This is a genomic window from Pseudomonas sp. PDM19 (assembly GCF_014852215.1).
In the GTDB taxonomy this organism is placed as follows: Bacteria; Pseudomonadota; Gammaproteobacteria; order Pseudomonadales; family Pseudomonadaceae; genus Pseudomonas.
The window spans coordinates 992,392-1,004,444 of sequence record NZ_JACVBG010000002.1; the positions used below are offsets into that span (position 1 = coordinate 992,392).

Consider the following 12,053-nt stretch of genomic DNA (forward strand, 5'->3'; position numbering starts at 1 on the left):
GCTGATCTAGCCGCTTGAAAAAGAAGGGAAAACCATGACCAAGTCGGAGTTGATCGAGAGAATCGTCACCCATCAGGGGCAGCTTTCCGCAAAGGATGTGGAGCTGGCGATCAAGACCATGCTTGAGCAAATGTCCCAGGCTCTGGCCACTGGGGATCGCATCGAAATCCGGGGTTTCGGTAGCTTCTCGCTGCATTACCGTGCGCCGCGCACCGGCCGTAATCCGAAGACTGGCGAGTCCGTGCGCCTGGACGGCAAGTTCGTCCCGCACTTCAAGCCCGGCAAGGAGCTGCGCGACCGCGTCAACGAACCCGAGTGACCCCGGGGTATCCGTCTTCAAGAAGGAGTGTCCATGCTTCGGGCAAAACGTTTCCTGCTGATTCTGGCGCTGGTCGTCCTGGCCGCCGTCGTCGTGGTTTTCGTCCTTGAAAACCTGCAGCCCGCGCAGCTGACCTTCCTCGGCTGGCAGTCGCCGCAGTGGCCGCTGGTGGTCTTCATCTCCCTTGCCTTCATCGTCGGCGGCGTGATCGGCCTGCTGCTGAGCATTCCCTTCCGCGCGAAGACGCACGTCCGCATGACCGGGCTGCGCTCCGAAGTTACCCGTTTCCGCAAGGAGAATGACGCGCTGCGTGAAAAGTCGCTGACGGACCATGCCTAGCGTCATTGCCACGCTGTTCTTCTTCTGCGCCCTGGCCATCGGCTGGTGGATGGGGCGTCGCTCGCTTTCCCGCACCCAGCCAGCGCCCGAATCGAACCTCCGGGCGCGCGTCCACAGCATGCACAATCTGCTGGAGCGACATTCCGACGACGCGCTGGAAAGCCTTTCCCAGGGCCTGGTCGTCAGCCCGGAAACGCTCGAAAGTCACCTGCACGTTGGCAACCTGTTCCGCCGTCGCGGCGATATCGAAAAGGCCATCCACATCCACCAGGATTTGCTGGGTCGCGCTGGCGAGGATGGCTCACTGGTGGCGCAAGTACGCCTGGAACTGGCCCGTGACTACATCGCTGGCGGCTTGCTCGGCAGTGCCGAGGAGTTGCTGGACGAACTGACTCGGCAGCGTGATGAGCCCATCTCTCTCGAGGCGCTCGACGAGCAGCGGCTGATCTGCGAACGCGAGAAGAACTGGTCGCGCGCCATCGAACTGGCCGCCCGGCTGGTACCGAGCCGCCCCGAGCTGAGCGCCGCGCTGGCCAACTATTACTGCGAGCTCGCTCAGGAGAAAGGCAAGACCGGGGATCGCAGTGCCATGCAGGAATTGCTGCGCGAGGCTCGTCGCGTCGACAAGCGCTGCGTACGCGCTCTGCTGATGCGGCTGGACTGCGAGTTGTGGCGCAAGGATCCGGCCGCTGCTGTCGCTACCATCGGCGAGCTGGCGAGCGATGCCAAGGCCTTCCTGGGCGAGATAGTGCCCCTGCTGCGTCGCCACGACGGCCTTGCCCGGCCCGAGGTGCTGGCCTGTTTGCGCGAGCTGGCAGGGGGGGAGGAAGTGCCTCCGGCGATCCTCGCGTTGTTGGCTGAAAGCGATCAGCCAGGGCGTTCTTCCAGCTGGCGCGAAAGCCTGCTGGAGCGAGTGGAGCGCCATCCCTCCTGGCAAGGCGTGGGCGAATACCTGGAAGTGGTGGGAAACGACACTGAAAAAGACTCGGCGACGGGAAAAATCGCTCCAATAATCATCGGGTTGTATAAGACAATGCCGCGCTATCGATGCGGCAAGTGCGGTTTTGCCGGTCGCGAACTGCACTGGCAATGTCCCAGTTGTCACGCTTGGAATGCTCTGCGGCCGGTCATTTCGCCGCTCTGACGCGCTCGCTCAAACATGGAAGACGCCGTAGGCGTCAGGTTCTGCAGGTACTGGATTGAAGGTTCTACTCACGGGCGCGAGCGGTTTTGTCGGCCGAGGCGTGCTGGCGCGTTTGTGCCGGGAAGACAGCGTGCAGGTTCGCGTCGCCCAGCGTGGCGGCAGCGCGCAATACCCCGAAGGTGTTGAAGTTTCGCTCATCGACGGGTTGAGCGTGGCGCAGTCCTGGACGCAGGCCCTGCAGGGGGTTGATGTGGTGATCCACTGCGCTGCCCGCGTTCATGTCATGGACGAGCAGGCAGCGGACCCGCTCGCCGAGTTTCGTGCGGTGAACGTCGAGGCTACCCGGCATCTGGCGCAACAGGCCGCCGCAGCTGGCGTGAAGCGCTTCGTCTTTGTCAGTTCGATTAAGGTCAATGGCGAGGAGACTGCGCCGGGCCATCCCTTCACTGCCGACGCCGAGCCACAACCGCAGGACCCATACGGGCAGTCCAAGCTCGAAGCTGAGCAGGCTCTGTTCGACGTTGCCCGGCAGACCGGTCTCGAAGTCGCCGTGGTGCGTCCGCCGCTGGTCTATGGGCCGGGCGTGAAGGCCAATTTCGCCAGCCTAATGCGCGCCTTGCAACGCCGACTGCCGTTGCCCTTCGGCTCCATCGACAATCGCCGCAGCCTGGTGGCGCGGGACAATCTGGTCGATCTGCTGCTGCTTTGCGCGCGTCATCCGGCGGCCGCCGGGCAGGTGTTCCTGGTGAGCGACGGTGAAGATTTGTCGACGGCAGCGCTGTGCCGTGGTCTGAGCAAGGCTCTGGGCGTTCGCCCGCGACTGCTGCCGGTTCCGGCTGCGCTGCTGCGCCTGCTGGGGCTGCTGACCGGGCGGAGCCAGCAGGTGCAGCGCTTGCTGGGATCGCTGCAGGTGGATATTTCCAAGACGCGCAGTCGATTGGGCTGGAATCCGCCGGTCAGTGTCGAGCAGGCCCTGAGGGCAGCAGCGCAGGGGTGTGGTCAGGAGCAGGGGCGATGAGCATGGGTATTCTGCTGGCGGCCGTGTTCATCGCATCCTGGGTGATGACGGCCGGTGTGCGCCGCTACGCGCTGGCGCGCAGCATCATGGACATTCCCAATGCCCGCAGTTCGCACCAGATCCCCACGCCCCGGGGCGGTGGTGTGGCCATTGTGCTGGGTTTCCTGGGCTGTCTGCCGTTGGCCGGTGTTCTAGGTGCGGTGGATGGGAGCAGCCTGTTGGCCCTGTTGCCGGCCGGCGCTCTGGTTGCAGTCATTGGTTTCCTCGACGATCACCGTCATATTCCGGCGCGTTGGCGGCTGCTCGGGCATTTTGTCGCCGCATCCTGGCTGCTTGGCTGGCTGGGTGGGCTGCCTGCGCTGACTATGCCGTGGGGGCCTCTGGACCTGGGTTTGGCCGGTGACCTGCTGGGCGTGGTGTTCCTGGTCTGGCTGCTCAACCTGTACAACTTCATGGACGGCATCGACGGGATTGCCGGCCTGGAAGCTATCAGCGTCTGCCTGGGCGGAGCCCTCTGCGGGTGGTTCGTCGGCGAGTCGCAACTGGTGTGGTTGCCCTTGATCCTGGGCATGGCGGCGGCGGGGTTCCTGGTCTGGAACTTTCCCCCGGCGCGGATCTTCATGGGGGATGCGGGCAGTGGTTTTCTCGGGTTGATGCTCGGAGGATTGGCGCTGCAGGCGGGGACGGTGTTCGCGCCGCTGATCTGGAGTTGGCTGATCCTGCTCGGTGTGTTCGTGGTGGATGCCACCTTCACGCTGATCCACCGACTGATGCGTGGCGAACGTGTCTACGAAGCGCATCGCAGCCATGCCTATCAGCGCGCTTCGCGCCGATACGGCAGCCACTTGCGGGTGTCGCTGGCGGTAGCCGCCATCAACGTGCTGTGGCTCATGCCGCTGGCGTTGCTGGTGGCACTGGGGCATGTTTCGGGTTTGCTGGGGCTGATTGTGGCCTATGCTCCCTTGGTGCTTGTCGTAGCTCATCTGGGTGCAGGTCGTCCGGATGAACAGGATGTGAGCTGAACTCCGCCGGATTTGGTGGTCAATGTAGCGGGCGAGGAACTTTCCTCCGCTCGGGATTAAGGACAAGCGCTGATGCTTCGAGAACGCCTGCTGAGGCTTCCGAGACGACATAAACGGCTATTGCAGGTCACCACGGATATTCTGCTGGTGTGGTTCTCGCTGTGGCTGGCGTTCATCGTGCGCCTGGGCACCGACGATCTGGAGTATCCGTTCCGGGTCCACAGTTGGCTGTTCTTGGCGGCGCCAGTGGTTGCCGTCCCGCTGTTCATCCGCTTTGGCATGTACCGCGCGGTGATGCGCTACCTGGGCAATGACGCGCTGATCGCGATCTGGAAGGCGGTGACGATCTCGGCGCTGCTGCTCTCGCTGGTGGTCTACTGGAACCGCTCGGTGACCGAAATGGTCCCGCGCTCACTGGTGCTGAACTACTGGTGGCTGAGCCTGCTGATGATCGGCGGCCTGCGCCTGGCCATGCGCCAATATTTCATGGGCGACTGGTACAGCACGGTCCAGGCGGTTCCCTTCCTCAAGCAACAGGATGGCCTGCCCAAGGTGGCGGTGTATGGTGCCGGTTCTGCCGGCAACCAGCTGGTGGCGGCGTTGCGCCTGGGGCGTGCGATGCGCCCGGTGGCCTTCATCGATGACGATGACGAGATCGCCAACCGCGTCATTGCGGGCCTTCGGGTTTACAAGCCCAAGCATATCCAGCAGATGATCGACGAGACTGGCGTGCAGGAAGTGCTGCTGGCGATCCCTTCTGCCACCCGCGCCCGGCGCCGTGAAATCCTCGGTCTGCTCGAGCCCTACCCGGTTCACGTACGAAGCGTGCCAGGGTTCATCGAGCTGGCTAACGGCCGCGTGCGGGTGGATGACATCCAGGAAGTGGATATTGCGGACTTGCTCGGGCGCGATCCGGTCGAGCCGCGCAAGGAGTTGTTCGAGCACTGCATTCGCGGCGAAGTCGTGATGGTCACCGGTGCTGGCGGCTCCATCGGATCTGAGCTCTGCCGCCAGATCCTCGGCTCATCGCCCACCGTGCTGGTGCTGTTCGAGCACAGCGAATACAACCTCTACCGCGTGCACCAGGAGCTGGAAAACCGTATCAAGCGCGAGTCTCTCGCGGTTCAGCTGGTGCCGATCCTCGGCTCCGTACGCAGTGCCGAGCGCCTGCTGGACGTCATGCGCACCTGGAAGGTCGCCACCGTCTACCACGCCGCGGCCTACAAGCACGTGCCCATCGTCGAGCACAACATCTCCGAGGGCGTGCTGAACAATGTGATGGGCACCCTGCATACCGCGCAGGTGGCGGTACAGGCCGGTGTCGAGCACTTCGTGCTGATCTCCACCGACAAGGCGGTGCGCCCGACCAATGTCATGGGCAGCACCAAGCGCCTGGCAGAGATGATCCTGCAGGCCCTGAGCCAGGAGTCAGCTCCGGTGCTGTTCGGCGACAAGTCCGGCGTACACCAGGTCAACAAGACCCGTTTCACCATGGTCCGGTTCGGCAATGTGCTGGGCTCGTCGGGTTCAGTCATTCCTCTGTTCCGCGAGCAGATCAAGCGCGGCGGGCCGGTCACCGTGACCCATCCGGGCATCACCCGCTATTTCATGACCATCCCCGAGGCGGCTCAGCTGGTGATCCAGGCTGGCTCCATGGGGCGCGGCGGCGATGTCTTCGTGCTGGACATGGGGCAGCCGGTGAAGATCCTCGAACTGGCCGAGCGGATGATCCACCTGTCGGGCCTCAGCGTTCGCTCCGAGCGCACGCCTCACGGTGATATCTCCATCGAGTTCAGTGGTCTGCGGCCCGGCGAGAAGCTCTACGAGGAGCTGCTGATCGGCGACAACGTCAGCGCCACCGAGCATCCGATGATCATGAAGGCCAACGAGGAGCTGATGCACTGGGAGGGCTTCAAGCTCGTCCTGGCGGATCTGCTCAAGGCGGTGGATCAGGGCAACTACGCGCGGGTACGGCAATTGTTGCGGGAAACCGTCAGCGGTTATTGCCCCGAGGGCGAGATCGTCGACCTGATTCACCAGCAGCGGCGGATGGAGCCCTGATCCAGGGTTCCTAGCAGACGCGGTCGTCGTCGCGTCTGCGTGCATCGTCAGTCCTTTCCTGGCGATCTGTCGGCGGCGCCGGAAACTGCTGCCGACTCTCTAAACCAAGGTTTTTGCGAGTGTTCCTGGCGATATGGTCACTGGGCGGCGCCGTCGCGCCCGCCTAGAAGCCTCTCATTCCAAGGAATGACTCATGAAGAAGAACCTGCTCTCCATCGCCAGTCTGATTCTGTTCACCAGCCTTTCTTTTGGTGGTTTTGCCCAGGCAGCCACCAATGATCAGCCTGCCACCAAGACGGCGGCCGAAGCTCCTGCTCCGGCTCCCGCTGCCAAGGCGCCTGTCTCCCAGGTCGAGGCGGTGAATATCAACACGGCATCCGTCGAGGAACTGCAGAAGTCCCTGAAAGGCATCGGCAAGGTGAAGGCCCAGGCGATCGTCGACTACCGAACCAGTAACGGCCCCTTCACCACGGTCGATCAGCTGCTGGAAGTGAAGGGTATCGGCAAGGGCACCCTGGACAAGAACCGGGACAGGATTTCGCTCTGAGCCTTTGCCAGTCGAAATGAAAAGGCCGGTCACTGACCGGCTTTTTCATTGGGGAGCATTCTTTGGCCCGATAAAAAAGCCCCCGGCGTGTGCCGAGGGCTTTGAGTTCTGGCTCCGCGACCTGGACTCGACGGCGTCAGCCGAACGCGCTTCAGCGCGGCCCCGAAGGGGGAATCACCTGGGACGCAGTCCCTGGAGAGAGTCCAGAAGCCCGATAAAAAAGCCCCCGGCGTGTGCCGAGGGCTTCGAATTTGGCTCCGCGACCTGGACTCGACGGCGTCAGCCGAACGCGCTTCAGCGCGGCCCCGAAGGGGGAATCACCTGGGACGCAGTCCCTGGAGAGAGTCCAGAAGCCCAATAAAAAAGCCCCCGGCGTGTGCCGAGGGCTTTGAATTCTGGCTCCGCGACCTGGACTCGACGGCGTCAGCCGAACGCGCTTCAGCGCGGCCCCGAAGGGGGAATCACCTGGGACGCAGTCCCTGGAGAGAGTCCAGAGGCCCAATAAAAAAGCCCCCGGCGTGTGCCGAGGGCTTTGAATTCTGGCTCCGCGACCTGGACTCGAACCAGGGACCCAATGATTAACAGTCATTTGCTCTACCGACTGAGCTATCGCGGAACAACGGGGCGTATCTTACTGATTAAAAAGGGGAAGTCAACATCGTGCCGACGACTTCCCCTGATTTTTTTACAGCACCTGGACGATGGCGCGGGTAACGGTGTCCAGGTTGCCGTTGTTCAGCGCGGCGACGCAGATGCGGCCAGTGCCGACGGCATAGATGCCGAACTCGTTCTTCAGGCGCTCGACCTGCTCGGCGGTCAGGCCGGAGTAGGAGAACATGCCGCGCTGCTCGGCAACGAAGCTGAAGTCGCGCTTGGCGCCCAGGGCGGCCAGTTGCTCGACCATCGCCACGCGCATGGCGCGGATGCGGGTGCGCATTTCGCCCAGCTCTTCTTCCCAGACGGCGCGCAATTCCGGGCTGTTCAGCACGGCGGCGACGACGCTGGCGCCGTGGGTCGGCGGGTTGGAGTAGTTGGTGCGGATCACGCGCTTGACCTGGGACAGGACGCGGGTGGATTCCTCGCGGCTGTCGGTCACGACCGACAGGGCGCCAACGCGCTCACCATACAGCGAGAACGACTTGGAGAAGGAGCTGGACACGAAGAAGTTCAGGCCCGACTTGGCGAACAGGCGCACGGCGGAGGCGTCTTCGTCGATGCCGTCACCGAAGCCCTGGTAGGCGATGTCGAGGAACGGCACGTGGCCCTTGGCCTTGAGCACGTCCAGGACCTGCTTCCAGTCGTCCATGGTCAGGTCGACGCCAGTCGGGTTGTGGCAGCAGGCATGCAGCACAACGATGGACTGCGAGGGCAGGGCGTTGAGGTCTTCCAGCAGGCCGGCACGGTTCACGCCGTTGGTGGCGGCGTCGTAGTAGCGGTAGTTCTGCACCGGGAAGCCGGCGGCTTCGAACAGCGCGCGGTGGTTTTCCCAGCTCGGGTCGCTGATGGCGACGGTGGCGTTGGGCAGCAGGCGCTTGAGGAAGTCGGCACCGGTCTTCAGCGCGCCGGTACCGCCGACGGCCTGGGTGGTAACCACACGGCCTTCGGCCAGCAGCTCGGAATCAGCGCCGAACAGCAGCTTCTGCACACCCGAGTCGTAGGCAGCGATGCCTTCGATCGGCAGGTAGCCGCGCGGTGCGTGGGCCTCGATGCGGGCTTTCTCCGCGGCCTGCACGGCGCGCAGCAACGGGAGACGGCCTTCCTCGTTGTAATAAACGCCTACGCCCAGGTTGATCTTGCCCGGACGGGTATCGGCGTTGAAAGCTTCGTTCAGGCCCAGGATCGGGTCGCGGGGGGCCATTTCGACAGCGGAGAACAGACTCATTTTGGCAGCAGCTCTAAGGCGGGAGTGAAGTGCAATTGCAACCCACCCGCACACGGCGCTGGGGGTTGCGTCGACGGGCCGGTATTATATAGGCCTCTACAGCAGGCGGCGAGTTGTCGCGCGTGCTTTTCGACTGGTATGACGCTTTGGCGACCGAAGCGTCACACGCCAAAGCGAGGTTCCCATGTCGATTTTTCAACTGGATTCGCGATTCGAGCCCGCCGGCGATCAGCCCGAAGCCATCCGACAGATGGTGGAAGGACTGGAAGCGGGGCTGTCGCACCAGACGCTGTTGGGGGTGACCGGCTCGGGCAAGACCTTCAGCATCGCCAACGTCATTTCTCAGGTGCAGCGCCCGACCATGGTGCTGGCGCCGAACAAGACGCTGGCCGCGCAGCTCTACGGCGAGTTCAAGACCTTCTTCCCGAACAACGCCGTCGAGTACTTCGTCTCCTACTACGACTACTACCAGCCCGAGGCCTACGTACCGTCCTCGGACACCTATATCGAGAAGGATTCCTCGATCAACGACCACATCGAGCAGATGCGACTGTCGGCGACCAAGGCGCTGCTGGAGCGCAAGGACGCCATCATCGTCTGCACCGTGTCGTCGATCTACGGCCTCGGTGACCCGGCGTCCTACCTGAAGATGGTCCTGCACCTGGACCGTGGCGACAAGATGGACCAGCGCGAGCTGCTGCGCCGCCTGACCAGCCTGCAGTACACCCGCAACGACATGGATTTCGCCCGCGCGACCTTCCGTGTGCGCGGCGATGTCATCGACGTGTTCCCGGCGGAATCGGACCTGGAGGCAATCCGCATCGAGCTGTTCGACGACGAGGTGGAGAATATCGCCGCCTTCGATCCGCTGACCGGCGAGGTGCTGACCAAGCTGCCGCGCTTCACCTTCTACCCCAAGAGCCACTACGTCACCCCGCGGGAGACGCTGCTCGAGGCGGTCGAGCACATCAAGGCCGAGCTGAAGCAGCGACTGGACTACCTGCGCACCAACAACAAGCTGGTCGAAGCCCAGCGCCTGGAGCAGCGCACCCGCTTCGACCTGGAGATGATCCTCGAACTGGGCTACTGCAACGGCATCGAGAACTACTCGCGCTACCTCTCCGGGCGTGGTCCCGGCGAGCCGCCGCCGACGCTCTACGACTACCTGCCGGACAACGCCCTGCTGGTGATCGACGAATCCCACGTCAGCGTTCCCCAGGTCGGCGCCATGTACAAGGGCGACCGTTCACGCAAGGAAACCCTGGTGGAGTACGGCTTCCGTCTGCCCTCGGCGCTGGACAACCGCCCGCTGCGCTTCGAGGAGTGGGAGTCGATCAGCCCGCAGACCATCTTCGTCTCCGCGACGCCCGGCCCTTATGAAGACCAGCACGCCGGTCGCGTGGTCGAACAGGTGGTACGCCCCACCGGCCTGGTCGACCCGGAAGTGGAAATCCGCCCGGCGACGACCCAGGTCGACGACCTGCTTTCGGAAATCGGCAAACGCGTGGCGCTGGACCAACGCGTGCTGGTCACCACCCTGACCAAGCGCATGGCCGAGGACCTTACCGACTACCTGGGCGACCATGACGTGCGCGTGCGCTACCTGCACTCGGACATCGATACCGTGGAGCGGGTGGAAATCATCCGTGACCTGCGCCTGGGCAAGTTCGATGTGCTGGTGGGCATCAACCTGCTGCGCGAGGGCCTGGACATGCCCGAGGTGGCATTGGTGGCCATCCTCGATGCGGACAAGGAAGGCTTTCTGCGTTCCGAGCGCTCGCTGATCCAGACCATCGGCCGCGCCGCGCGGAACCTGCACGGCAAGGCGATCCTCTATGCCGACAACATGACCGGCTCGATGCAGCGGGCGATCAACGAGACCGAGCGCCGCCGCACCAAGCAGCTGGAGTTCAACGCCAAGCACGGCATCGTGCCCAAGGGTGTGAAGAAGGACATCAAGGACATCCTCGAAGGTGCCGTGGTGCCGGGTGCCAAGGGCAAGCGACGCAGCCTGGCGAAAGTGGCGGAGGAGAGCGGGAAGTACGAAAACGAGCTGCGTACGCCCGACGAGATCGGCAAGCGCATCAAGCAACTGGAGGAGCGCATGTACCAGCTGGCCCGCGACCTGGAGTTCGAGGCCGCGGCCGGGGTGCGCGACGAGATCGGCAAGTTGCGCGACCGCATGGTGTCGATGGGGTAAGAGGAGGGCGGGGCGCTCAGTGCGCCCCGGCTCCTGCGCCAGCCCCCATGCCCGCCGGTAGCGGGCGAGTCAGCAGCACTGCCACCATGCTGATCGCCAGCACGATGCCAATGGCGTGGAAGGCATCGTTGTAGGCCATGATCGCCGCCTGCTGGTGGACGATCTCGCTGATCTTGCCCAGCGCCGCCTGTTGCGTGCCCAGTTGCGCGGTCAGCTGCGCCAGTCGCTCGTCCACCGCGCCATTCACCGGCACTACCGCTTCGCGCAGGTAGTCGTAATAGACCTTGGCGCGGCTATCCAGCAGGGTGGCCAGCAGGGCGATGCCGATGGCCCCGCCGAGGTTGCGCAGGATGTTGAACAGGCTGGAAGCCGAGCCTGCGTCCTGCGGCTGCAGATAGACGGTGGCGATCAGCGAGATGGTGACCATCACCATCGGCTGGCCGAGGGCGCGCAGCAGCTGGATCTGGTTGAACTGCGGGCCGGCGAAGTCCGGGTTGAGCACGCCGGAGAAGAAGCTCGCCATGCCGAACAGGCCGAAGCCTATAGCGCAGAGCAGGCGCGGCTCGATGATCTTCATCAGCTTGGGAATCAGCGGGATGAGGAACAGCTGCGGCACGCCCATCCACATGATCACCTCGCCGATCTGCATGGCGTTGTAGCCCTGGATCTGCGCGAGATACAGCGGCAACACGTAGATCGAGCCGTACAGGCCCATCCCCAGGCCGATGCTGGATATGCTCGACAGCCCGAAGTTGCGGTTGCGCAGAATCCCCAGGTTGATCAGCGGGTTCGGTCGCGAGGTCTGCAGGATCACGAAGAGGATCAGGCTGACCAGGGCGATGCTGCCCAGGCTGACGATCAGGTTCGACTCCAGCCAGTCCTTGCGGTGGCCTTCTTCGAGGAACACCTGCAGGCAGCCCAGGCCGATGGCCATGGTGACGATGCCGGCGTAGTCGGTGCTTTTCAGCAGCTCCCAGTGCGCTTCCTTCTTCTCCAGGCCGTAGAGCAGGCCGGCGATCATCAGCAGGCCCGGCGGGATGTTGATGTAGAAGATGTATTCCCAGCCGAAGTTTTCCGTCAGCCAGCCGCCCAGGGTCGGGCCGATGGAGGGCGCGAAGGTGGCGGTGATGGCGAACAGCGCCATGCCCTTGGGGCGGTGGTGCTCCGGCAGCTTGATCAGCGCCAGGGTGAAGGCCAGGGGAATCAGCGCGCCGCCGGTGAAGCCCTGCATGGCGCGGAACACGATCATGCTCTCCAGGTTCCAGGCGAACGAGCAGAGCAGCGAAGAGAACAGGAAGCCGACGGAGATCATCCACGCCAGCCGACGCGCCGAGAGCAGCTGCACCAACCAGGCGGTGAGCGGGATCATGATGATCTCGGCCACCAGGTAGGAGGTGGAAATCCACGAGCCTTCCTCCAGGGTGGCGGCCAGCGCTCCCTGGATGTCTTTCAGCGAAGAGTTGGTGATCTGGATGTCGAGCACCGCCATGAACGCGCCGAGCATGGCGCTGAACACGGCAA

General features: G+C 63.7%; 10 protein-coding genes and 1 tRNA gene. 8 read left to right on the forward strand and 3 right to left on the reverse strand.

All coding sequences use genetic code 11. The features are described from left to right. Positions 1 to 34 precede the first annotated feature (34 nt). The 7 genes from ihfB (at position 35) to IB273_RS13035 (ending at position 6,450) form a co-directional block, all read left to right on the forward strand. Positions 35 to 319 carry an integration host factor subunit beta gene (ihfB, locus tag IB273_RS13005; protein ID WP_015478091.1) on the forward strand — a complete coding sequence of 95 codons (285 nt, stop codon included), beginning with the start codon at positions 35 to 37 and terminating at the stop codon, positions 317 to 319. 33 nt (positions 320 to 352) lie between these two features. Then, positions 353 to 658, forward strand: coding sequence for a lipopolysaccharide assembly LapA domain-containing protein (locus IB273_RS13010; RefSeq protein WP_081519338.1), 306 nt, complete (start codon positions 353 to 355; stop codon positions 656 to 658). Then, positions 651 to 1,802, forward strand: coding sequence for a tetratricopeptide repeat protein (locus IB273_RS13015; protein ID WP_151187811.1), 1,152 nt, complete (start codon positions 651 to 653; stop codon positions 1,800 to 1,802). Before IB273_RS13010 ends, IB273_RS13015 begins: the two co-directional genes overlap by 8 nt. Before the next feature lie 55 nt (positions 1,803 to 1,857). Then, positions 1,858 to 2,820, forward strand: coding sequence for a UDP-glucose 4-epimerase family protein (locus IB273_RS13020; protein WP_192224219.1), 963 nt, complete (start codon positions 1,858 to 1,860; stop codon positions 2,818 to 2,820). After that, entirely contained in the window at positions 2,817 to 3,842 is a 1,026-nt protein-coding gene (locus IB273_RS13025) for an MraY family glycosyltransferase (RefSeq protein WP_192224220.1), read from the forward strand. Before IB273_RS13020 ends, IB273_RS13025 begins: the two co-directional genes overlap by 4 nt. A 72-nt stretch (positions 3,843 to 3,914) precedes the next feature. Continuing rightward, positions 3,915 to 5,903, forward strand: a complete 1,989-nt coding sequence (locus IB273_RS13030; RefSeq protein ID WP_192224221.1) for a polysaccharide biosynthesis protein — start codon at positions 3,915 to 3,917, stop codon at positions 5,901 to 5,903. Positions 5,904 to 6,096: 193 nt separating this feature from the next. Then, on the forward strand, positions 6,097 to 6,450 hold the full coding sequence (locus tag IB273_RS13035; protein WP_192224222.1) for a ComEA family DNA-binding protein: 354 nt from the start codon (positions 6,097 to 6,099) through the stop codon (positions 6,448 to 6,450). 540 nt (positions 6,451 to 6,990) lie between these two features. Here IB273_RS13035 and IB273_RS13040 read toward each other — a convergent pair. Both IB273_RS13040 and IB273_RS13045 read right to left on the reverse strand, forming a co-directional pair. Further along, positions 6,991 to 7,066 (reverse strand) — tRNA-Asn (locus IB273_RS13040). Between the two features lie 69 nt (positions 7,067 to 7,135). Then, entirely contained in the window at positions 7,136 to 8,332 is a 1,197-nt protein-coding gene (locus tag IB273_RS13045) for an amino acid aminotransferase (protein WP_045211941.1), read from the reverse strand. A gap of 184 nt (positions 8,333 to 8,516) precedes the next feature. Between IB273_RS13045 and uvrB the strand changes: the two genes are divergently transcribed. After that, entirely contained in the window at positions 8,517 to 10,532 is a 2,016-nt protein-coding gene (uvrB, locus tag IB273_RS13050) for an excinuclease ABC subunit UvrB (protein WP_081519344.1), read from the forward strand. A 16-nt stretch (positions 10,533 to 10,548) separates the two neighbouring features. On the opposite strand, the gene IB273_RS13055 is transcribed toward uvrB, so the two are convergent. Continuing rightward, a complete protein-coding gene (locus IB273_RS13055; protein ID WP_139791626.1) occupies positions 10,549 to 12,048 on the reverse strand; it encodes an MDR family MFS transporter in 1,500 nt (499 codons plus the stop codon). Between the last annotated feature and the right edge of the window lie 5 nt (positions 12,049 to 12,053).